Origin of the sequence: Eubacterium sp. An3 (assembly GCF_002159465.1) — a bacterium.
In the GTDB taxonomy this organism is placed as follows: Bacteria; Bacillota; Clostridia; order Lachnospirales; family Lachnospiraceae; genus Anaerobutyricum; species Anaerobutyricum stercoris.
In genome coordinates this window covers 44,897-67,214 of the sequence record NZ_NFIR01000019.1, presented here as the reverse complement: position 1 = coordinate 67,214, position 22,318 = coordinate 44,897, and the positions used below count along the sequence as shown (strand labels likewise).

24 protein-coding genes and 1 tRNA gene are annotated in these 22,318 nt (G+C 47.9%); 16 read left to right on the top strand and 9 right to left on the bottom strand.

Features of this window, described 5'->3' with window-relative positions; all coding sequences use genetic code 11:
- The first annotated feature begins 1 nt into the window (after window position 1).
- Window positions 2-418 (top strand): sigma-70 family RNA polymerase sigma factor, encoded by a 417-nt coding sequence (locus B5F87_RS14260; RefSeq protein WP_242964483.1) that lies wholly within the window; start codon window positions 2-4, stop codon window positions 416-418.
- Window positions 419-479: 61 nt separating this feature from the next.
- Here the strand turns inward: B5F87_RS14260 and B5F87_RS14255 are convergent, their stop codons facing one another.
- Window positions 480-854 carry a helix-turn-helix transcriptional regulator gene (locus B5F87_RS14255; RefSeq protein ID WP_087282176.1) on the bottom strand — a complete coding sequence of 125 codons (375 nt, stop codon included), beginning with the start codon at window positions 852-854 and terminating at the stop codon, window positions 480-482.
- Window positions 855-1,135: 281 nt separating this feature from the next.
- On the opposite strand from B5F87_RS14255, the gene B5F87_RS14250 reads away from it, so the two are divergent.
- The 6 genes from B5F87_RS14250 to B5F87_RS14225 all read left to right on the top strand — a co-directional run bounded on the left by B5F87_RS14250 (window position 1,136) and on the right by B5F87_RS14225 (window position 8,016).
- Window positions 1,136-2,665 (top strand): recombinase family protein, encoded by a 1,530-nt coding sequence (locus tag B5F87_RS14250; RefSeq protein WP_087282174.1) that lies wholly within the window; start codon window positions 1,136-1,138, stop codon window positions 2,663-2,665.
- Window positions 2,666-2,756: 91 nt separating this feature from the next.
- Window positions 2,757-5,648 (top strand): TetM/TetW/TetO/TetS family tetracycline resistance ribosomal protection protein, encoded by a 2,892-nt coding sequence (locus B5F87_RS14245; protein ID WP_087282172.1) that lies wholly within the window; start codon window positions 2,757-2,759, stop codon window positions 5,646-5,648.
- 183 nt (window positions 5,649-5,831) lie between these two features.
- A complete protein-coding gene (locus B5F87_RS14240) occupies window positions 5,832-6,542 on the top strand; it encodes an ATP-binding cassette domain-containing protein (RefSeq protein ID WP_087282170.1) in 711 nt (236 codons plus the stop codon).
- A 23-nt stretch (window positions 6,543-6,565) separates the two neighbouring features.
- Entirely contained in the window at window positions 6,566-7,483 is a 918-nt protein-coding gene (locus B5F87_RS14235) for a SufD family Fe-S cluster assembly protein (protein ID WP_087282187.1), read from the top strand.
- Window positions 7,484-7,518: 35 nt separating this feature from the next.
- Window positions 7,519-7,791 carry a metal-sensing transcriptional repressor gene (locus B5F87_RS14230; RefSeq protein ID WP_087282168.1) on the top strand — a complete coding sequence of 91 codons (273 nt, stop codon included), beginning with the start codon at window positions 7,519-7,521 and terminating at the stop codon, window positions 7,789-7,791.
- 18 nt (window positions 7,792-7,809) lie between these two features.
- Entirely contained in the window at window positions 7,810-8,016 is a 207-nt protein-coding gene (locus B5F87_RS14225) for a hypothetical protein (protein ID WP_087282166.1), read from the top strand.
- Between the two features lie 93 nt (window positions 8,017-8,109).
- On the opposite strand, the gene B5F87_RS14220 is transcribed toward B5F87_RS14225, so the two are convergent.
- Window positions 8,110-9,021: a precorrin-6B methylase gene (locus B5F87_RS14220; RefSeq protein ID WP_087282164.1), complete on the bottom strand. Its 912-nt coding sequence runs from the start codon at window positions 9,019-9,021 to the stop codon at window positions 8,110-8,112.
- Between the two features lie 138 nt (window positions 9,022-9,159).
- On the opposite strand from B5F87_RS14220, the gene B5F87_RS14215 reads away from it, so the two are divergent.
- The 5 genes from B5F87_RS14215 to B5F87_RS14195 all read left to right on the top strand — a co-directional run bounded on the left by B5F87_RS14215 (window position 9,160) and on the right by B5F87_RS14195 (window position 12,605).
- Window positions 9,160-9,600: an Rrf2 family transcriptional regulator gene (locus tag B5F87_RS14215; RefSeq protein WP_087282162.1), complete on the top strand. Its 441-nt coding sequence runs from the start codon at window positions 9,160-9,162 to the stop codon at window positions 9,598-9,600.
- 35 nt (window positions 9,601-9,635) lie between these two features.
- Complete coding sequence (locus B5F87_RS14210; protein WP_087282160.1) at window positions 9,636-10,586, top strand: putative ABC transporter permease; 951 nt, start codon at window positions 9,636-9,638, stop codon at window positions 10,584-10,586.
- A gap of 53 nt (window positions 10,587-10,639) precedes the next feature.
- A complete protein-coding gene (locus B5F87_RS14205) occupies window positions 10,640-11,053 on the top strand; it encodes a hypothetical protein (RefSeq protein ID WP_087282158.1) in 414 nt (137 codons plus the stop codon).
- Window positions 11,054-11,328: 275 nt separating this feature from the next.
- Window positions 11,329-12,006 carry a phosphatase PAP2 family protein gene (locus B5F87_RS14200; protein WP_087282156.1) on the top strand — a complete coding sequence of 226 codons (678 nt, stop codon included), beginning with the start codon at window positions 11,329-11,331 and terminating at the stop codon, window positions 12,004-12,006.
- Between the two features lie 68 nt (window positions 12,007-12,074).
- Window positions 12,075-12,605 (top strand): EutP/PduV family microcompartment system protein, encoded by a 531-nt coding sequence (locus B5F87_RS14195; protein ID WP_087282154.1) that lies wholly within the window; start codon window positions 12,075-12,077, stop codon window positions 12,603-12,605.
- A 115-nt stretch (window positions 12,606-12,720) separates the two neighbouring features.
- Here the strand turns inward: B5F87_RS14195 and B5F87_RS14190 are convergent.
- A tRNA-Thr gene (locus tag B5F87_RS14190) sits at window positions 12,721-12,793 on the bottom strand.
- A 109-nt stretch (window positions 12,794-12,902) separates the two neighbouring features.
- Entirely contained in the window at window positions 12,903-13,295 is a 393-nt protein-coding gene (locus B5F87_RS14185) for a transcriptional repressor (protein ID WP_087282152.1), read from the bottom strand.
- A 165-nt stretch (window positions 13,296-13,460) separates the two neighbouring features.
- Between B5F87_RS14185 and acpP the strand changes: the two genes are divergently transcribed.
- The 3 genes from acpP to B5F87_RS14170 all read left to right on the top strand — a co-directional run bounded on the left by acpP (window position 13,461) and on the right by B5F87_RS14170 (window position 17,227).
- Window positions 13,461-13,694: an acyl carrier protein gene (gene acpP / locus B5F87_RS14180; protein ID WP_087282149.1), complete on the top strand. Its 234-nt coding sequence runs from the start codon at window positions 13,461-13,463 to the stop codon at window positions 13,692-13,694.
- Window positions 13,695-13,955: 261 nt separating this feature from the next.
- The gene (locus B5F87_RS14175; protein WP_087282147.1) at window positions 13,956-14,939 is read left to right on the top strand and encodes a rod shape-determining protein; all 984 of its coding nucleotides are present in this window, start codon (window positions 13,956-13,958) and stop codon (window positions 14,937-14,939) included.
- Window positions 14,940-15,013: 74 nt separating this feature from the next.
- On the top strand, window positions 15,014-17,227 hold the full coding sequence (locus B5F87_RS14170) for an ATP-dependent RecD-like DNA helicase (protein ID WP_087282146.1): 2,214 nt from the start codon (window positions 15,014-15,016) through the stop codon (window positions 17,225-17,227).
- A 10-nt stretch (window positions 17,228-17,237) separates the two neighbouring features.
- Here B5F87_RS14170 and B5F87_RS14165 read toward each other — a convergent pair whose 3' ends face one another.
- From B5F87_RS14165 to B5F87_RS14145, 5 genes are read right to left on the bottom strand one after another with little or no spacing between them, the layout of a single operon-like run.
- Entirely contained in the window at window positions 17,238-18,158 is a 921-nt protein-coding gene (locus B5F87_RS14165; RefSeq protein ID WP_087282144.1) for a ComF family protein, read from the bottom strand.
- A gap of 1 nt (window position 18,159) precedes the next feature.
- Window positions 18,160-18,594: a dUTP diphosphatase gene (locus tag B5F87_RS14160; RefSeq protein ID WP_087282141.1), complete on the bottom strand. Its 435-nt coding sequence runs from the start codon at window positions 18,592-18,594 to the stop codon at window positions 18,160-18,162.
- 54 nt (window positions 18,595-18,648) lie between these two features.
- Window positions 18,649-19,140: an anaerobic ribonucleoside-triphosphate reductase activating protein gene (nrdG, locus tag B5F87_RS14155; protein ID WP_087282138.1), complete on the bottom strand. Its 492-nt coding sequence runs from the start codon at window positions 19,138-19,140 to the stop codon at window positions 18,649-18,651.
- Window positions 19,130-19,285, bottom strand: coding sequence for an anaerobic ribonucleoside-triphosphate reductase (gene nrdD / locus B5F87_RS21595; protein WP_087282136.1), 156 nt, complete (start codon window positions 19,283-19,285; stop codon window positions 19,130-19,132). Before nrdD ends, nrdG begins: the two co-directional genes overlap by 11 nt.
- Before the next feature lie 14 nt (window positions 19,286-19,299).
- A complete protein-coding gene (locus B5F87_RS14145; protein WP_087282135.1) occupies window positions 19,300-21,558 on the bottom strand; it encodes an anaerobic ribonucleoside triphosphate reductase in 2,259 nt (752 codons plus the stop codon).
- A 586-nt stretch (window positions 21,559-22,144) separates the two neighbouring features.
- On the opposite strand from B5F87_RS14145, the gene rpmG reads away from it, so the two are divergent.
- Window positions 22,145-22,294 (top strand): 50S ribosomal protein L33, encoded by a 150-nt coding sequence (gene rpmG, locus B5F87_RS14140; RefSeq protein WP_139109041.1) that lies wholly within the window; start codon window positions 22,145-22,147, stop codon window positions 22,292-22,294.
- Window positions 22,295-22,318: the final 24 nt, after the last annotated feature.

Below are 22,318 nucleotides of genomic sequence, written 5' to 3'. Positions count from 1 at the left end.
GATCAATCTTCGGGACCTGTATCCTGATGTATATAAAACCGATGCCTTTGTGGATGTGGCTGAAGAAGTGCTGGCAGTAATCCAGAGCCAACAGCAGGCCGATGCAGCCTATGAGCGCCAGAAATTCCGGCACAAGGCTCATTATTCTCTGGACCGGGAGGATGACATTGAAAACGATACCCTTGCCCGGCCACTTACTCCAGAGGAAGTCATGGAGCAGAAACAGCTGCGGGAAGAAGTGTATGCTGCACTGATGCAGCTGCCCGCCATCCAGGCCCGACGCATTTACGCCCGGTTCTACCTGGGTATGACGGTGGCAGAGATCGCTAAGGTCGAGGGAGTTGACCGCCGCCGCGTGTGGGCAAGTATCCGGCGTGGTTTGAAGAAGTTGGCGTACCTGTTGGATGCCAACAAGTAATATAGTCATAATTTAAGGGCAGAAAAATAGCCGGTGGGGGACTTTTGATTCTTCCATCGGCTTATTTACTTTCCAAATCAATATCTGCGTCAGGATCGGTTATCTGCACCATCCTTTTTAGCTCATCAGCCAATGCACGGGTCGAATTCAATAGAACCTTTCTGGCTTCCGGAGGACACGAAAGATAAAGTTGCCGCATCTCATTAGCAGTTTGCTCATCTTCAGGCATATCAAGATTCATCAGGGAATCCAACGACAAATCCAACACTCTGGTAAATGCACGCAGAACCTCAAAAGAAGGGTTCTTTTTGCCCCTCTCACAACTTTGAACGTGTTTCAGCGAAACATGGCTCAGATCGGCGAGTTCCTGTTGCGTAAGATTTTTTTCCTTGCGCGCTTTTTGTATCCTTTGTCCCAGTTCTTTTAACAGTTCCATAGGCACTATCGTCTCCTTTATAATATTTTATCGTGCCCATCTTTCTGCCGGAAGAACCTTATAAAATTGAGGCTACAGAAATTTCACACATCCTTTTGAAAATTAGCGATCTCGTTTCTAACACTTATCGGAGTGTGCAGCAGGAACGGGATAAAAATTGTAATATACCATAATTGTTTCTTGTGGACAAGGATATGGCAAGGCACCTCCACACCTTTGCGGAATCACAAAGTATTGCGTAAAATGATAGCACAATGATTCGCGGAAGGGAGGTGTGATACTTGGAGCGATATTTGATGTACCTGAGAAAATCCAGGATGGATACCGACTTTGATGATGTTTCCGTAGAGGAAACTTTAAATCGGCACCGGCGTATTTTAGAGTCGTTTTGCAAAGAGCGACGTTTGAATGTTGTGGAAACTTTGGAAGAAGTGGTTTCTGGTGAGTCACTCTCTGCGCGGCCCCAAATGCTACGCCTTCTGGACCTTGTAAACACGGGAATGTACGCTGGTGTAGTATGCGTTGACATAGAGCGCTTGTCCAGAGGATCTTCGCTGGAATCCGGCTATATAATGCAGGTCTTGCAGACGAATAGCTGCAAGATCATCACGCCATCCAAAATCTATGACCTTCAAAACGAATCGGACGAGCAGTTTACGGACATGAAGTTCATGTTTAGCCGATACGAACTGAAAACCATCACTAAACGTCTGGTCAGAGGCCGTAACCAATCGGCATCTGAGGGAAAATTCCTTGGCTCTATGGCTCCTTATGGATATCGTTCTTACAAGTTGCCCGGCACGAAGGGGAGCAGCCTGCAAATCGAACCAGGCGAGGCAGAGATTGTGCGGTTAATTTTTGATATGTATGGAAAGCAAGGTATCGGCTACAATACCATTGCATATCAGTTGAACCAGATGCATATTCCTTCTCGCACTGGCACATGGGGACAAACCTCAATCGCAAATATTTTGAACAATGAGGTCTACTTGGGAATGATACGCTGGCGGCATGAACCTACAAAACGTGTCGTAAAAGACGGTATGCTTGTAAAAAAGCGGGTAAAGTCTCACGATTATGAGTTATATGAAGGCTTGCATGATCCAATCGTTACTCAAGAACAGTGGGACGCCGTAAGAGCCAAGCAGAGGGAAAGAGGCCATGTTTCGGTCAATACAAACAGGAAGTTGGCTAATCCTTTTGCTTCTATTTTATACTGTGAAAAATGCGGTGCGCTTATGAAGCGAAATGTCCCTAGCAAAAAGCAGAGTACATTGCCTTGGTATCGCTGCCCAACCAGGGGGTGTAACTGCCGGGCAATCAAATGTGATTTTGCAGAGGAAGCGATTTTGGATGCAATGAGAAGTTGGTTGGCAGAATATACAATCAGGGTAAAATCAGATGATCTTCCTCAAACAGATCCTATTGATACAGCCTTATCTGTTGTTCAAGGTCAACTGGCTCAACTTCGCACACAACAGGACAATATTTGCGAATACTTAGAGAAAGGCGTTTATACCGTTGAAATGTTCACAAAACGCAATGAAACATTGATGAAAGAGCTTCGAAAGCTGCAAGCCTCAGAGGATGACCTGCTGAAGCAGAAGGAATCCAAGAGCAGTACGAAAAGCATTGAAGCAGAGGTAATACCTACAACACAGCGAATCCTGGACAGTTATCCCCACCTATCGGTAGAAGAAAAAAATCGGTTGTGGAAAATTGTCATGAAGAAAATCACAATGTATCGAACGCCAGAAGGAGACTTTACCCTACATATTTATCCAAAGCTCCCTATGGGAAACACGCCGTAGGCTGTAGGCGAGTTCAAATCTATATCTCGACGCTGCCCTCCTCTTGTGATATACTAATTTACAGTATGTCTTTACGAGAGGAGGATTTTTTATGGGCCGACAGGCCAACGAAACGAAGCCTATCAAACATATTTGTGCGGGTCTGTTGGCCCATGTGGATGCAGGGAAGACCACGCTTTCGGAGGGGATTCTATATCTGACCGGAGGCTTGCGGAAGCTGGGACGGGTGGATCACGGCGATGCGTTTCTTGATAATTTTGCGCTGGAGAGGAGCCGGGGAATCACGATTTTTTCCAAGCAGGCGGTATTCCCGCTGGGAGAGACGGAGGTTACGCTCATTGATACGCCGGGACATGTGGACTTTTCGGCGGAGATGGAGCGGGCGCTCTGGGTCATGGATTACGCGGTGCTGGTGGTGAGCGGCGCCGACGGAATTCAGGGACACACGGAGACGCTCTGGCGGCTGCTGAAAGCGTATCGGATTCCCACATTCATTTTTGTAAACAAGATGGATCAGGACGGAACAGACAGGGAAGCGCTGCTCCAGGAACTTAAGAAGAATCTGGATGACGGATGCATTGCTTTTGACAGCCTGCGGATGCCGCAGGAAACCGGAACAAAAGGCTTCGCGGCCGGGGACAAAAAAAATGCGGCTAGGGTAGAGAACGCCCGTGATGAAGCTCTGATCAGCGCCGGCTCGGAGGATATCCTTGAAGAGATCGCCATGTGTGATGAGGATGTGCTGGAAGCATATATGGAAACCGGCGACATTCGGAAGAGTGATGTGATTCGTCTGATCGGCGAGAGGAAAATCTTTCCCTGCTACTTTGGTTCCGCGCTGAAGCTCTCCGGAGTGGAGACTTTGCTGGCAGGGCTTGAGCAGTTTACGAGAATGCCGGAATATCCGGATGAGTTTGCGGCGAAGGTTTTTAAGATATCGAGGGATGAGCAGGGCAGCCGTTTGACCCATATAAAGATCACCGGGGGCAGTCTGAAGGTGAAGACCTCTTTCGGGGAGAAGGAAAAGGTGGATCAGATCCGGGTGTATTCCGGTGCTAAATACGGGATGCAGGATGTGGCGGAGGCCGGAACGGTCTGTGCGCTGACCGGCCTTTCGGAGACAGCAGCGGGCCAGGGGCTGGGCGAAGAAAAAGATCTGGAAGCTCCTTTGCTGGAGCCGGTTCTGAGCCGCAGCGTTATTCTCCCGGAAGGAACGGATGTACCAAAGGCGCTTCGCCAGCTGAAACAGCTGGAGGAGGAGGACCCGCTCCTGCATATCGTGTGGAACAGTCGTCTGGAAGAGATTCAGATGCAGCTCATGGGAGAGGTGCAGACGGAAGTTCTGAAGAGTATGATCGCAGAGCGTTATCAGATGGACGTGGAGTTTGGCGCGGGCCGCATCATGTATAAAGAAACCATTGCGGATACGGTAACTGGCGTGGGGCATTATGAGCCTCTGCGTCATTATGCGGAAGTACATCTGCGCATGGAGCCGGGAGAGCGGGGCAGCGGTCTGGTTTTTGGCACGGACTGCAGCGAAGACAATCTGGACGGCAACTGGCAGCGGCTCATTCTGACACATCTGATGGAAAAGGAACATCCCGGCGTGTTGGCGGGCATGCCTATCACAGATATGAAGATCACGTTGACGGCGGGGAAGGCGCATTTGAAGCATACCGAAGGCGGGGACTTCCGGCAGGCCACTTATCGGGCGGTGCGTCAGGGACTGATGCAGGCGGAATCTGTTCTGCTGGAGCCTTGGTATGTGTTCCATCTTGAACTGCCGGCGGAGCAGGTGGGCCGGGCCATGGCGGATGTACAAAAACGATACGGAACCTTTGAGGCTCCCCTGATGGAAGGAGAGCGGGCGGTCCTTTCAGGACGGGCGCCGGTATCGGAAATGCTTGACTATCCGGCGGAAGTACAGTCCTATACCGGAGGCCGGGGCAGGCTTGCCCTGCGGCTGGAAGGATATTATCCCTGCCATAACCAGGAAGAGGTGCTGGCGGACATCGGCTATGACAGTGAGGGAGATGTGGACAACCCGTCCGGTTCTATCTTCTGTTCCCATGGAGCGGGATTTTTTGTCCCGTGGGACCAGGTGCCGGATTACATGCATATCAAGGAAAAAATACCGGATATCACTGATTCGGCGGATGGTGGGGAAGCGAATGCGTTTGTCCGGGGAAAAAACGAAAGTATGGAAGAAAAGAAAGATGCGAGAGACAGCGGAGTCACCTACGCTTCTTCTTATATAGAAGACAAAGAACTGGAAGCCATCTTTCTCCGGGAGTTTGGAAGTAAAAAACAGCAGGAGGACCGCTACCGGGGATACCGGAAAACATCTGGCCGGGCAGCGGGTACATCCGGAAGCCGAAGCTCATCGGGAAGCGGAACTTCCAAATACTCAGGCGCCGCCGGAACGCTGTCCGGCAGGAACGAGGAAAAGCAATACCTTCTGGTGGACGGCTACAATATCATATTCGCCTGGGATTTTCTGAAAGAGCTGGCGGAGGTGAATCTGGAGGCTGCCCGGGGCAAGCTGATGGATATCCTCTGTAATTACCAGGGATTTTCCGGCGTTACCCTCATTGTCGTTTTCGACGCCTACAAGGTGAAAGGGAATCCGGGAGAAATCTTCAAATATCATAATATCCATGTGGTGTACACGAAGGAGGCGGAAACCGCCGATCAGTATATTGAAAAGACGACCCATGAGCTGGGGCATAAGCATCAGGTGACAGTGGCGACTTCTGACTCGTTGGAGCAGGTGATCGTCATGGGACAGGGAGCGAGGAGATTATCAGCTTCTGATTTCCGGGAAGAGGTGGAGCAGGCGGAGCAGGAGATCCGGCGAATAAACAGGGAACGCCGGCAAAATGGTAAAAATTATCTTCTGGAAAATGCGGATGACGAGACGGCTGAACTTCTGGAAAATGTGCGGCTGGGAAAGGCGGATTGGAAAGACGCAGCAAAAAAATAACCTGAAATTGTGATGCAGAGGATGCCGGAAACGGATTATGCAGCAATGCTTCGAATCTTGACTTTTTCACTAGGGTATGATATACATAGAATTTGGATACGATGGATATTTTTATAAAATATTTCCCGGACCCGGCATCTTTTCATGAGGGGATAAGCAGGGTCCGGATACGAGGAGATAACTATGCTTGAACTAAAGAATATCAGCTATATTGTTGAGGATGATAAAGAGATTCTGGAAGATGTGAATCTTTCCATTGACGACAAATTTGTAGCAATCACCGGGCCCAACGGCAGCGGTAAATCAACCCTCGCAAAGCTTATTGCGGGGATTATTCATCCTACCGCCGGAAGAATCCTTCTGGACGGAGAGGATATCACAGATTTAAATATTACAGAGAGAGCCAAAAAAGGTATCAGCTACGCTTTTCAGCAGCCGGTACATTTTAAGGGACTGAAGGTTAAGGATCTGATTTCTGTGGCGTCCGGCAGAACCATGTCTGTGAAGGAGATCTGCGATGTGCTTTCAGAAGTGGGGCTGTGCGCCAGAGATTATGTAAACAGAGAATTAAACGGAAGCCTCTCCGGAGGAGAGCTCAAGCGGATCGAGATTGCCATGATCCGTGCCAGAGCCACGAAGCTTTCTGTTTTTGATGAGCCGGAGGCCGGCATTGATCTGTGGAGCTTTAACAGCCTGATTCATGTGTTTGAGGAGCTTCACGAGAAGACAGAGGGAACCATCCTGATCATTTCTCATCAGGAGAGGATTCTTGAGATTGCAGATAAGATTATTGTGATAAACGGCGGCCATGTGGAGAAGGTAGGACGCGGAGAAGACGTGATTCCGGGACTGCTTTACACTTCGTCAGCCTGCCAGAAACTGAGCCAGAAGTAAGGAGCGGGACAGATATGAGTGAGATGGATTTAATACAGAAAGAGCTGCTGGAGCAGGTGGCAGACCTTCACGGCGTGCCTGCCGGAGCTTATAATATCCGTGCAAACGGAGCGTCAGCAGCAAGAAATACAACAGCTAATATTGATATTATTACCAAAGAAGACAAGCAGGGTATCGATATTATCATCAAGCCGGGAACAAAGAACGAAAGCGTGCATATCCCGGTGGTTTTAAGCCAGAGCGGTCTCACAGAGGTTGTGTACAACGATTTTTATATCGGAGATGACAGTGATGTGACGATCGTGGCCGGCTGCGGTATCCACAACGGCGGCGGAAGCCTTACCAAACATGACGGCGTTCACACTTTCTATGTGGGTAAAAATGCAAAGATACGTTACGTGGAGAAACACTATGGCAGCGGCGAGGGAACCGGGGAGAAGGTGATGAACCCGGATACAGTCATTCATATGGATGAGAATTCATATTTTTACATGGATACTGTTCAGATCAAAGGCGTGGACAGCACAGACCGTGTGACAACGGCGGATCTGAAAGCGGGAGCGAAGCTTGAGGTATCGGAAAAACTGATGACTCACGGTGTGCAGACTGCAAAAACAGCTTTTGATGTTCAGCTGAACGGCGAGGGCAGCAGCGCCAACGTAATTTCACGTTCTGTTGCGCGGGATCGTTCTTTTCAGGATTTTCAGGCTAAAATCAGCGGCAATGCCGCCTGCGCCGGACACAGCGAGTGTGACGCGATCATCATGGATGACGCCCGCGTGAGCGCAACGCCGGAACTGGAAGCCAACAACATTGATGCAGAATTAATTCATGAAGCGGCCATCGGAAAAATTGCCGGTGAGCAGCTGATCAAGCTGATGACTCTGGGACTGACAGAGGCAGAAGCGGAAGAGATGATTATTTCCGGTTTCCTCAAATAATTTGAAATAAGGCAGAAGGATGGAAGGAGATACCAATGAGACAATGTATGGATGCAAAGAATCTTCACCAGCGCCTTAGCCGCATCAGGGGACAGATCAATGCCATTGATAAAATGGTGGATGAAGATGTTCCCTGTGAAGATATTCTGATTCAGGTAAACGCTGCGAAGTCCGCTCTTCATAAAGTGGGACAGATTATTCTGGAAGGACATCTGAATCACTGTGTGAGGGATGGAATCGAACATGGGGATGCGGATAAGACGATTGCAGATTTTGCCAGAGCGGTAGAATATTTTTCAAGATTATAGCCGGCGGGAGGGAAAGGTATGGGTTCTTTTGAACAGGAAATCAAACGATATGAGTCGAAGATGCGTTCCTGCGCGACCATGACAGAGCTTCTGGTAGCGATGTCTTCCTGGCAGAGTTTCGCAGACAGTCATGGTTTATCGGATGAGAACAGGAAGACAGTGGATAAAGCTTACATGGAAGCGGAAGCAAAGCTGATTACACAGGTGAAGCCTACTCTGTGGTAGTACCAGGGCTGTTGATGTGTCAGCATAAGAATACGATAAAAACTGCCATACAAAACCAGTGATTTTGTATGGCAGTTTTTAGGTGATAAGAGTTTATTCTGCTACTTCTCCGGAGATAATCCATGGAGCAGGCTTTGCCTCAAAGACATTTTTGCGGTTCAGCTTGGACATGGATATCTGAATTACTTCGCTGCGTGAAATATGATATTTTTCAAAAATGCGCAGGATAGAGGAGAGAATATCAAGTTCCAGCGTATAGACCACGAACTTCATCTGCGGGTTGATTTTCAGAAGATTCTGAACCTCCTCCTCAAAGCGTTCGGTGGCGACGATGAAAGACAGAGAAGGAACCGGAAGATTGCGCATGGAACGGCGGCTGGTGTCCTCCACGATGGTAACGTTGGTCAGACCGAATTTGTTAATGTTTTCTTCCATGGAATAGCGGTCATGTTTATTGTATTCCACGGCGATGATCTGTCCGTCGCTGGCGATCATGGCGGATTCCACAGCGATGCTCTCACCGCTGATGATACAGATGGTGTCCTGATCGTCCAGATGAAGCTTATTGACGATTATGGAACGGATCTCACTGGCCACGTAACGGACAGAGCCCTGAGAAAAATTATCGTTCTGCATGCCGATCCGGTAGGAACTTCTGGAGTTTGGATTGAAAATCAGCATAACGGACGGGCTGGTGATCTCCGTATCGATCATTTCTGAAAGCTTGCATATATTTACGCTGCCTTCCGGATTCAGCCCGGTTTTGAACCAGATGTCGCAGTCGCCGAGACCGTAATCCCAAAGATTAAAGAAAAAGTTCGGATCTCCGGCATCGGCAAAAACGAGAACTCTTTTGTGTGTCTCAATAGTAGGAATCAGGTTCTTCTGTTTTTTGCTGATATCAATTAATTTGATTTTTTCAATATCAAGACCGGCTTTTTTGGAAAAATATTCAAGCCAGGCGAGAATCTGTGTGTTGGTGAAGGAAGATTTGTTGTTAAGCATGGGAAGACCTCCTTTTGATATAATTATATTTATTTTAGTACAATATATGAGAAAAGGCAAGAAATGAATAGATTTCCTTGTAAAATTGCCACAAAAGTTGTAGAATTAAAAAGATAAAATAAGAAGGGAAGATGAAGGGTGAAGATATCGACAAAGGGACGGTATGCATTGCGGCTGATGCTGGACATTGCATTGCATGAAAAAGAGGGCAGACCGGTTCGCATTAAGGATATTGCCAGCCGGCAGGATTTGTCCTGCAAATATCTGGAGCAGATTATTTCCGCGCTGCATAAAGCGGGCTACGTCCGCAGTATTCGCGGTCCGCAGGGCGGATACCTTCTGACGAGGACGCCGTCTCAATATACGGCGGGGATGATTCTCCGGCTGACCGAGGGCAGTTTAGCTCCGGTATCCTGTCTGGAAGGAGAGGAAAACACCTGCAGCAGGCTTAATGAGTGCGCCACGGTGATTCTGTGGCAGAAACTCAACGACGCCATCAGCGGTGTGGTGGATACGGTAACTCTTCAGGATCTGATGGAATGGCATTGTGACAGGTGTGGAAACCATTATGTCATATAAAGTGTGTCAAAGATGAAAAGAAAGAGTTTAAAATAATGATCGGACAGTATTCTTTATACCAATGGCTGATATTTTTTTATATTTACAGTTTTTTTGGATGGATATTTGAATCATCTTATGTGTCTTTGCGAAAAAAGAAATGGGTGAACAGGGGATTTCTGATGGGCCCGTTTCTTCCAATATACGGAGGCGGCGCGGTAATGATGCTCTTTGTATCGGAGCCTTTCCGCTCCAATTTAATACTCACTTATTTCGCAGGAGCGGTGGGAGCCACTCTGCTTGAGCTGGTTACCGGTATCGTTATGGAAAGTATTTTCAAGATAAAATACTGGGATTATTCCTCAAAAAAATACAACTATAAAGGGTATATCTGCCTGTCGTCCACCATTGTGTGGGGATTTTTTACTGTGTTGATGAATGAAGGGATTCACCCGTGGATCACTGCTTTTCTGAAGACGGTGCCGGTTCTGCCTCTTCATATTGTTTTTGGTATTGTTTCCGTGCTTTTTATCGTTGACCTGGCGGTGTCTGTGAAGGAAGCGCTGGATCTTCGGGACATGCTGGAGAAAATGGAGAGTCTGCGCGAGGAAATGCTGCGGCTGCGGCGGAGAGCGGATGTTGTTATTGCCTGTCTGGATGACAGCTGGCGGGAATTTGTGGAAAAGAATCCTGCCGCAGACCGGTTTGGAGAGATTTACAAAGGTCTTGAACTTCGTTATAATAAGATCAGGCAGAGCGTCATGGAGAAGGGGATACTCACAGATGACCAGAGAAATGAGCTGGGTGAGCTGAAAGAGCGTTTTAACGTGCTGATCGAACAGCTGGAGAAGCTTCGAAAAGGAAAAACGCACACAAGGCTCAGGAAACGTCTGAGAATACGAATCCTCGGCAATCCGACCATGACTTCCGCGCGCTACCCGGTCTCTCTGGAGTCTCTTAAAGAGCGATTCCGGGAATCCAGAAAAGAAGAATCCCGGAAAGACTAAGGGCGGCAATACATTTTCACACATATTTTTATGAAAGAAAGGACTATACTATAATGAATTTGAACTTAAAAGGCATTCGGATTACAAGATGTGAGTTCCACAATGAGATGGGACCAAATACAAAATTGAATCTTCAGGTAAATGTTAATAATCAGATTAAGCTTCCGAAAGATATGTCGGCGGAATCGGTGGGAACAGTCATCACAAAGGTGATGGTGGGATCTCCTCTGCATCCTCTGTATCTTTATCTGGAACAGGTCAGCAGTTATGCCGATACCGACGAAGTAAAGGGGGAGACTCCGGATATGGAAAGTATGATGAGCCTCTACAAAACCATCTGTGTACCGATGGCTATGAAGGAGCTGGAAGAGACCATTAAAAAGATTTGTGCGGTTTATCATATTCCGGAGATTAAGATTCAGAAAAATGACAATACAGAGAAAGGACGGCACGGTTATTTGAACTGATCGGATATTCTTTGGAAACGGCATTTCAGTCTGCGGGCATTCTGCTGCACCGCCGGCAGGTATTTCATCGGATACGGTCATACTTACAGAAATATTACAATAGCGAGAAGTTATTAAGATAGTATGAAGTTGCCGAAAAAGAATTGACGAACGATGAAAGATGCGGTACTGTTTATCATAAATGATTGATCAACAAATGACGTGCGTCATGCCTTTTGTGTCAGGCGGCGCGCGGATGCACTAGTTAGAATATCAGAACCCGAAAGGTGATTTTTATGAGAGACAAATTAAATCAGTATAAACATGTTTTGTTGTTGTTATATTTTCCTTTTTATCTGGCTGCTTTCCGCTATCTTGAGAATATAAGACCGGATCGTTTACACATTATCAGTTCACCCCTGGACCAGTACATTCCGTTCATACCGGTGTTTATCCTGCCGTATCTGTTCTGGTTTCTTTACATTGCGGGACCGGGTCTTTATTTTCTGTTCTGTGAGAAAGAAGTATTCTGTCGGCTGATGTATTTTGGAATGATAGGAATGACTGTCTTTCTGGTGGTGTCCTGGGTATATCCGAACGGTCTTGCCATCCGGCCGGACAGTTTTGCTGATAACAATGTCTTCACGCAGCTGACGAGATTTGTTTACAGTGTGGATACCGCGACAAATGTACTTCCAAGTATCCATGTTTTTAATTCTGTGGGCATTTATCTGGCGGTGAAAGACAGCGAGCGCCTGAGTCAGAAAAAAGGAATACGGTATGCGTCGCTGATCATGACAACCTTGATTATTTTGTCCACCATGTTTGTGAAACAGCATTCCGTGGTGGATGTCGTTGCCGGACTGACATTGTCCTACGTTTCCTATGAACTGGTTTATGGCGGCCGGGCCGTACAGATATGGAACAGCATGAACATGGTGAAATACCGTAAAAAAGAAGAATTGAAGTCCTGACAGCGTGACGGGCAGATGACCGCCATAGCAGAGGAATATATAAACTGCCTGGAAGGGAAGAGGACAGCATGAGAAAAATTATGTTTGTAGGACGGAGTGAGTCAGGGAAAACTACGCTTACTCAGGCGATGAAGGGAAAAAAGATCATTTATCATAAGACACAGTATGTGAATCATTATGACGTTATCATTGATACGCCGGGAGAGTATGCGGAGACGAGGCGTCTCGGCGGTTCTCTGGCTGTATATGGAGCGGAATCTGACGTGATCGGACTGCTCATAAGCGCTACGGAACCTTTTTCTCTTTATCCGCCCAACTGCACTTCTCAGAGCAATCGGGAGGTTGTGGGTATTGTGACGAAATGCGACCACTGGGCGGGAGACCCGGAGCAGGCGGCGGAATGGCTTCGTCTGGCGGGCTGCAAAAAGATTTTCTATACCAGCTCTTTTACCGGTGAAGGTATTGCCGATATCATCTCGTATCTCAAGGAAGAGCATGAGACTCTGCCATGGGAGACGGTAAAAGCACAGTATGATAAGCTGGAATACGGAAGTAATGCTTCGGATGAAGACATGAACATCAACGGCGTGGTGGTGTAATTCATATGTAATCATATAAAAAGCGGATGCAGGAGCAGCGCCCGATGGCTGTCTCATGCATCCGCTTTTTTGATAGGCGCATTCGGATAAAATCCGGTTAAGCGCAAAAAAAATAAGCTCCCTGCCGGACTTGAACCGGCGACCTACGCATTACGAATGCGTCGCTCTACCAACTGAGCCAAGGAAGCTTGTCTGAACTGACTTGTCTATTCTACAATATTTCAGCATAAAAATCAATAATAAATTTATTTCTGCGATTGTTTTTTTGCTTTTGTCTGTCCTGATGCGGCAATCTGCTCAGATCTTTCCCGTACATTTTTTGCATATGCCGTGAAAAACAACGCTGCACTCCGTAATCTCTCCGTCAAAGTTCTTGTTCAACTGTTGATATAGGGAAGAATCCGGATAATAGGGAAGATCGAGGAGGCATCCGCAGGAATCACAGATAAAATGAGAATGCGGCGTAGACAGACCGTCAAAACGGTCGGTACGATCCTCGCAGGATATTTTTTTAATTTTGCCAAGCTTGGTGAGAAGAGAAAGATTGCGGTATACCGTTCCCAGGCTGATGTTGGGAAAGCTCTCTCGCACCTCCATGTAGATAGAGTCAGCTGTAGGATGATCATGATGGGAGAGAACGCATTGTAAAATCGCTTCTCTCTGCCGGCTTTTCTTCATAGGAGCAGTCATTGATGAATCATCTCCCTCCGTAATTAATATTGATAATCGTTACTGTTCTCATTATATATGAGGAGTAATAAATTTGTCAAGAATCAGGTTGACAAAGAAAAGTATGGATAGTATACTTTGAGCATCGAAAGAAATGTGATTTTAGGAAAAAGGAGATATTTTCTTATGTTAGAGAAGATGAAGGAAATTATTGCAGAGCAGCTTGGCGTAGAAGAGGATGAGATTTCTCTTGAGACTTCCTTTAAGGAAGACCTGGGAGCAGATTCCCTTGACTTATTTGAGTTAACCATGGCTTTGGAAGAGGAGTATGACATCGAGATTCCTGCTGAAGAACTGGGCGAGATTGAAACCGTGAACGATGTCGTTGAATATCTCAAATCCAAAGGTGTGGAAGAATAAGAGTCTGCATGCGATAAGAGACACGAACAGGTATTGAAAGATAACACATCTTTCAATACCTATTTTTGTGTGGCGCTGTTTTCTTACATAATAAATACAAAACAGTCATTTTTATGAAGTTTGAAAAAAGTATTGGAAATTCGATTCATTTCGTTTATAATAGCTATAAGTGTGCAAATTAATGAGCAGAAATGCAGTCAGACAGGGCCCGTACGGACTCTGCTTCAGATAGACAGGATAAAGATAGAAAGGAGATTCCCAATGGCTACGGATATTGGAATTGATTTAGGTACAGCGAGTATTTTAGTATATGTAAAAGGTAAAGGCGTTGTGTTAAAAGAGCCTTCTGTTGTTGCTTTTGATGTGGATACGAGAAAGATCAAGGCAATAGGCGAGGAAGCAAGACTGATGATAGGAAGAACGCCGGGAAATATTGTGGCGGTTCGTCCATTAAGACAGGGTGTCATCAGTGATTATTCCGTTACGGAGAAGATGCTGAAATACTTTGTTCATAAAGCAGTGGGCAAGAGTCTTTTCGGAAGAAAACCAAGAATTTCTGTCTGTGTGCCAAGCGGCGTTACTGAGGTGGAAAAGAAGGCCGTGGAAGATGCTACTTACGCAGCGGGAGCAAGAGATGTTAAGATTATTGAGGAGCCTGTGGCAGCGGCTATCGGAGCGGGAATCGATATTGCGAAACCTTGCGGCAACATGATCGTGGATATCGGTGGCGGAACTTCAGATATCGCGGTAATCTCTCTGGGAGGCACTGTTGTCAGCACCTCCATTAAGGTGGCAGGCGATGATTTTGACGAGGCGATCGTCCGTTATATGAGAAAGAAACATAATCTGCTGATCGGTGACCGGACAGCAGAAGATATTAAGATTCAGGTGGGCAGCGCCTACGTGAGAGCGGAGGAATCTTCCATTGAGGTTCGCGGCCGAAACCTGGTGACAGGTCTTCCTAAGACGGTGACTGTGACCTCAGAAGAAACCAGAGAGGCATTGAGAGAGGCTACAGCACAGATTGTTGAAGCTGTCCACAGCGTGCTGGAGCGCACTCCGCCGGAACTGGCCGCAGATATTTCCGACCGTGGAATCGTACTTACAGGAGGCGGAAGTATGCTGCAGGGACTGGAGCAGCTTATTGAGGAGAAGACAGGAATCACAACTATGACGGCCGACGATCCTATGACCGCGGTTGCCATCGGTACAGGACAGTTTATCGAGTATCTTGGCGGAAGATAAGGAAGGTAAGTTTGGAAGTAAACTTCCAAATCTACCATTATTAACGCAGCAAGTGCGTCAGGAAAGAGGAAAAGATGGCACATCTGGAAGGTTATGTAAGCCATATTCGATTTCATAATGAAGAAAACGGATATACCGTTTTGGAACTGGAAACGACCCACGGGGATGAGATCCTCGTGGGAACTTTTCATTATATCAATGAAGGAGAGTATCTCTCTGTGGAGGCGGAATTTACAGAACATCCGGCCCATGGCCCCCAGTATCAGGTGATTTCTTATCAGGTGAAAGAGCTGGAAGATAAGGAGGCCATGGAGAGGTACCTTGGCTCCGGGGCTGTCCGGGGTATCGGTCCGGCGCTGGCTGCCCGGATCGTGAAGAAGTTCAAGGGGGATACTTTCCGTATCATAGAAGAAGAGCCGGAACGTCTGGCAGAGGTGAAGGGCATCTCCATCCACAAGGCGATGAACTTCGCCGTGCAGTTTCAGGAGAAGCAGGAAATGCGTCATGCCATGATGTTTTTATCCGAGTATGGGATCGCCAATCATCTGGCGGTCCGTATTTTTGAGGAATATGGCGATAAAATGTATGATATTCTGCGGACGAATCCTTACAGACTGGCGGAGGATATTCACGGCATAGGATTTCGTATCGCGGATAATATCGCCGCAAAGGCGGGAATCGCGCCGGATTCGGAACATCGGATCTGCGCGGCCATTCTGTACACGCTCCAGCAGAGTGTAGGAGCCGGTCACGTGTATCTGCCAAGAGAGATTCTTTGCCGCAATACCGGGCAAATGCTCGGTATGCCCCCGGAATATATCGGGGATCATCTGATGAATCTGGTGATGGATAAAAAGCTGATGATTCGCGTTGCGGGTGAGGAGGAACACGTTTATTTAAGCACCTACTATTTTATGGAGAGGAATGCTGCCTCCATGCTCCTGAATCTTGATCTGAAGTTTCCGGCAGATGAAGAAACACTTGCCGGTCGTATCTCCTCATTGCAGGAAGAGACTGGCATAGAGCTTGACGAGCTGCAAAAGTCCGCCGTGCGGCAGGCGCTGACGGAAGGAGTTCTCGTGGTCACGGGCGGGCCCGGCACGGGAAAGACTACGACCATCAATCTGATGATCCGCTGTTTTGAGGCGGAAGATATGGATATCGTTCTGGCGGCTCCCACGGGCAGAGCGGCGAAGCGTATGACGGAGGCAACAGGCTACGAGGCAAAGACCATTCACCGTCTGCTGGAATTGAACGGAGGAATTGAGGATGGCGATACCTGGCGCTTTGAGAAGAATGAGGAGAACCCTATAGAGGCTGATGTGATCATTTTGGATGAGATGTCTATGGTGGACATTTCCCTGATGTATTCCTTCCTGAAGGCCGTACTGCCAGGTACCCGGCTGATTCTGGTGGGAGACTCCAATCAGCTGCCAAGCGTGGGCGCAGGAAATGTACTGAAAGACATCATTGAATCGGAAGTGTTTCCTGTGGTGCGGCTCACGAAGATCTATCGGCAGGAGGCTACCAGCCAGATCGTGTTAAATGCCCACAAGATCAACGAGGGAGAGCAGATCGTCCTTGATAACCGGAACCGGGATTTCTTTTTCTTTGAGAAAAAAGATATCCGCTCCGTGACGGCAGGAGTCATTTATCTTGTGAAGGACCGCCTGCCGGAATACATCGGCGTGAATCCCTTTGAGATACAGGTGCTGACGCCCATGCGCAAAGGCGAACTGGGCGTGGAACACATGAATCAGGTACTCCAGTATTATCTGAATCCCGCCTCGTCCGATAAAGAAGAGCGGGAAGTGCACACCGGAGTTTTCCGGGAGGGAGACAAGGTGATGCAGATAAAGAATAACTATAAGATCGAGTGGAAGGTCGTCAATAAAAAAGGATTTTCCGTGGAAGAAGGACTGGGCGTTTTTAACGGAGACATGGGCGTCATCCGCAAGATTAATACATTTACGGAAAAAGTGACCGTAGTCTTTGATGAGAACCGCCAGGTGGAGTACCCGTTCTCCAATCTGGATGAACTGGAGCTGGCTTACGCCATCACCATACATAAGTCCCAGGGCAGCGAGTACCCGGCAGTGGTGCTGCCGCTCTTAAGCGGCCCGTCCATTTTGTGCAACAGGAATCTGCTCTACACGGCGGTGACCAGAGCGCAGCGGTGCGTGGCCATCATCGGCCGCCAGACTATGGTGGAGCAGATGATCCGCAACGAGTCGGAGCAGAAGAGATATACAGGGCTTAGAGACTGTCTGATGGAGGGCAGCGTGTAAAAAACTGGTTTTAATCTCTGGAGACGCCGATACATACGGAGTAAATATATACATTTTTCACTCCGGCGGCGTGGAGGATGCGGGTGCAGATTTCCATGGTGGCTCCCGTGGTGTAGATATCGTCAATTAAGAGAACCGTGTTGATGCCTGTAATTTCCTTCCGGCAGGCGGGATTGACCATGAATGCGTCCTGCAGGTTGTTGAGACGCGCCTGAGGGCGGAGAGCTTTTTGGGGCGGCGTGTCAATGGTGCGCAGAAGCAGGTGACTCAGGCATGGAATATGCAGCAGGACGGACAGATCCCGGGCCAGAAGTTCCGCCTGATTATAACCCCGCAGACGGCGTTTGTGGCTGTGGATGGGAACGGGAACCAGTACGTCCGGTTTCCGTCGGAGAATATCTGCTGCATGGCGAGAAAAGATTTCGCGGACAAAGAACTGGGAGAGAACGCGGCGATTCTTGTACTTGAAGGCCGTCATGGCAGGACGTGTCTTTTCGTTATACAGAAAAAGCGCCAGGCCGGAACGAAAGCTTTTGGGAAATATGCGGCAGTCGTAGCAATATTCCTGCTCTCTAGAAGAGACCGGTTTGCCGCAGGACAGGCAGGTCGGTTCCTGCACATAGGGAAGCTGCGGAGCGCACTTGCTGCATACATAGTCCCTGTAAGGAAGCAGAACGCCGCAGACAGGACAGTTCCTCGGATAAAGGATGGGAAGAACACGGTCATAAAAGAGGAAGCGCAGCAGATTACGGGAGGGCAGACGGACCGGAACGACAGAAGAAGGCGCATCTGCCCGGCTGTTTGTATGAGTTTTATGACAGAATTTACAATAAATATAACGGAAAAACCGGAAATGCAGACGGTGCATTCCCGGTTTTTTCTTTTGTACAGATTTTTTTAATATATTAAGTTTCTCTAATATATCAAACATATTACGCCTTTCCTGTACTGCCAAAACCGCCCCGGTCCGTGTGGTGAAGCGTGTCTGTCTCCTCAAAATGGATGACAGGCTGGTGCTTCATGATACGGAACTGACAGATGCGGTCATTGACGTGAATCTCGGTGTCACGCACGGCGAGAACCGGCATGTACCACTGGTCATTGTCGCCGCAGTAGGATTCGTCGATGACACCCATGTGATTGGTCTGGATGACGCCAAAATTCTTGAATGTGGAACTTCGGGGCACCACATGGGCCTCATAACCCGCCGGAAGCTCCATGGCGACGCCTAAAGGAATGAGAGCAAACTCTCCTTTCTTCAATGAGACGTCTGCGGCGGCCCGCAGGTCGATCCAGTCCGACTTGTTTTCTATGTAGGTTAATTTCTCAATCTCATCAGAGAAATACTTGATTCGTATAGTTTCCATAAATGTATCTCCTTGTAACCGGAAAATGGCTGGGCTGGCGCAGGATGATGCAGATTACAGCGGGGCGTCTGCCGGCTGATCCAGGGTGATAAGCCTCTGGTTGCTGCTTCCGCGGAATTCCAGCGTCAGGTCGCGCAGTTCTTCGACATAAGGACCGTCCACCAGCACATTGGTCACAGACAAAAGATTGCCAATAGCAGGGTCTGTCTTGGCCATCTCCAGCAAATCTTCATAGACATAACCTGTGTAAGTCATAACATGACCGCCGGTGGCGCGTACCATGCGTCCCAGGGCTGCCAGAGGTTCCGGCTGGCAGAAAGGTTCTCCGCCGGAAAAAGTGATGCCGGAAAGGAGAGGATTCTTTCTGTATTCTCTAAAAATATAGTCTATTGTTTCCACATAGCCGTCAGTAAAAGAGTGAGTCTGGGGATTGTGACAGCCTTTGCAGTGATGCGGGCATCCCTGCACAAAAACGACATAACGGAGTCCCGGTCCGTCCACGATGGACTCTTCCACCAGACCGCTTAAGCGTAACTCAAAGGCCATGTTTTACGCGGTCTCTTTCTTCGGCTTTTTTGGCGTTATTAAAACGATCCATAGTACCCACCAGATATCCGGTGATTCTTCTGATGCGGTCAAAGTCGACATTTTTTCCGATTGCAGTGGTTTCTGCTGTTTTATTATTCAACATAAAAATGCTCCTTTCTATCTTTTGATGGGCGGGACGTCCGGATACTTCTTCTGAAGTTCCAGAAGCTTCTCGATGGAGATGGATTCTCCGGCCCGCCTTCCACAACGTGGACAGACGTCGTTAATGACTCCAGTATACCCGCAAACCGGGTCGCGGTCAACCGGGTGATTGATAGAACCGTAACCGACGCCCTGTTCTTTCATGTACCGGATAATGGATTCGAAGGCAGGAAGGTTACGGCTGGTATCGCCGTCAAGCTCCACATAGCTGATGTGACCGGCGTTGGTCAGCGCATGATATGGCGCTTCCAGCTCAATCTTCCGGTATGCCTTGATCGGATAATATACCGGTACGTGGAAAGAATTGGTGTAATACTCTCTGTCAGTGATGCCCGGCAGTTCTCCGTATTTTTTGCGGTCCATTTTTACAAAACGTCCGCTCAGCCCCTCGGCAGGGGTGGCAAGCAAGGTGAAATTAAGACCTGTCTTCTGGGACTCAGCGTCCAGTTTATGACGCATGTGGCTGATGATGGCGAGCCCCAGTTTCTGTGCTTCTTCACTCTCGCCGTGATGTTTGCCGATGAGCGCCTTTAATGTCTCTGCAAGGCCGATAAAACCGACGCTCAGTGTTCCGTGCTTCAGTACCTCGCCTATGGTGTCGTCAATGGACAGGTGCTCGGAATCAATCCAGATGCCCTGGGCCATCAGGAAAGGATAGTTGCGTACCTTTCTGGCCGCCTGAATCTTAAATCGATGCAGCAGCTGACGGATAACAAGATCCATCATATCATCAAGTTTCTGATAAAAAACTTCGAGATCGCCGTGGGCTTCAATTCCCAGCCGGGGCAGGTTGATGGAAGTAAAACTTAAGTTACCCCGCCCGAAAGTAACCTGTCTGTCCGGGTCATGGACGTTGCCGAGAACCCTGGTCCGGCAGCCCATGTAAGCGACTTCTGTATTAGGATCGCCTTCTTTGTAATAAGACAGGTTGAATGGCGCGTCAATGAAACTGAAGTTCGGAAACAGGCGTTTGGCTGAAGTTTTGATGGCCAGCTGGAACAGATCGTAATTCGGGTCGCCCGGATTATAATTGACGCCTTCTTTTACTTTGAAGATCTGTACCGGGAAAATAGGGGTTTCTCCTGCTCCCAGACCATCTATGGTAGACTCCAGCAGGTTTCGGATGACCATGCGGCCTTCCGGCGAGGTGTCCGTCCCATAATTAATGGAAGAAAACGGAACCTGTGCTCCGGCTCTGGAATGCATGGTGTTCAGGTTGTGGATGAGGGACTGCATGGCCTGACGGGTCTGCTCTTCCGTATACTGCATGGCCTGTTCCATGCAGAAGCTATGCATTTCATCCAGATTTTCCTTGAGGCTGTCCTCCAGAGGAAGCTGGCGGAAGGCGTCAAGGTAAGTCTGTTCCTGTCCCATCTTCAGAGGAAAGGTCACTGCATTTCTTAACACCTTTTCCAGGGTCTCAGCCTTCTGCCTGTCATAGCGCAGCCGAACCTCCACGAAGGAGCGCAAAGCCTTGAAATATTCTTTCGTGTAGGTCTTGGATACGCCTTCTGCCATGGCGTAGTCAAAGTTCGGGAGACTCTGGCCGCCGTGCATCTCGTTCTGGTTGGCCTGAATGACGATACAGGCCAGCGCCGCATAAGTAATGATGGACTGGGGTTCACGCACATAGCCGTGTCCGGTGGAAAATCCGCTCTTGAACAGGCGGATCAGATCGATCTGGCAGCAGGTCTCCGTCAGCATATAAAAATCCATATCATGGATATGGATGTCTCCGTTGGTGTGGGCCGCTCCGATATCTTTCGGCAGCACGTAGTTGGTGATGAAATACTTGGAACCTTCCGAACCGTACCGGAGCATGGTTCCCATGGCAGTGTCGCCGTCGATGTTGGCGTTCTCCCGCTTAATATTCTCCGATTTGGCGCTGGAGTAGGTCAGACGCTCATAAATATTCATCAGATCGAACTCGGTGCTGCGGATCTTGGCATGTTCCGCCCGGTACAAAATATAAGCCTTGGCGGTGGATGCGAAATCGTAGCGGATCAGCATGGCCTCCACAATATCCTGTATCTGCTCAACGGTGGGAACCTCCACATCTTCCACGGCATCGCAGACCTTCTGTGTCAGATAAGAAAGATCCGCGGGAGTCAGATGATCCTCGGAGGCAGTGCTGGCGCGATGGATCGCATTCAAGATCTTGATGGAATCAAAAGGAACCAGGTCGCCGTTGCGCTTCTGAATCTGTTTTCCCATAATATAGTAAAACTCCTTTAATATGTCATATAGACGAAACACAATATATAGTAATTGCGATGAAAACAAACACTATATAGTGAGTTGCGTACCACAATAGTATCACCGGACGAGGGTTTCGTCAACGGAAAATAGTTGTTGCATTTTCCGTAAAAAAGGGTAAGATATTATCAGACAATAAAAAACAGTTCTGACAATTGGCTGATTTGTTTATAAAGGGGGATATCCTGGAAAGTTATCCACATTTTCGGTAGAAGTGTGGAAAAGTCAAATGGACGAGGAAAACAGAGACTTATCAACAATAAAATAAAAAGTTATCCACATTATCCACAAAATCCACAGGTGATTGTGGATAATTTATGCACAACAAAAATAGACGGCTGTACATTTTATATATTTTTATAAAAAAGGAGAAATTTGAACGGCGGGAAGCAGGAGATGGAATATCATGCAGAATATAATCCCGCTGTAAAAAAGGGATTGACTCCGGACGTACGGTATGGTATATTAAGCTGGCGATGGAATAGGTCTTTTTTTTATGCCTAAAAAAGACAAATGCATAATTAAAAAATTGGAGGTGGAAGTTGTGCGCGTGAAGATTACATTGGCATGTACAGAGTGCAAGCAGCGTAACTACAATACTACGAAGGAGAAAAAGAATCATCCGGAAAGACTGGAAACCAGCAAGTATTGCAGATTCTGCAGGAAGCATACTGTTCATAAGGAAACAAAATAGTTGAACCGTTTATAAGGAGTGATG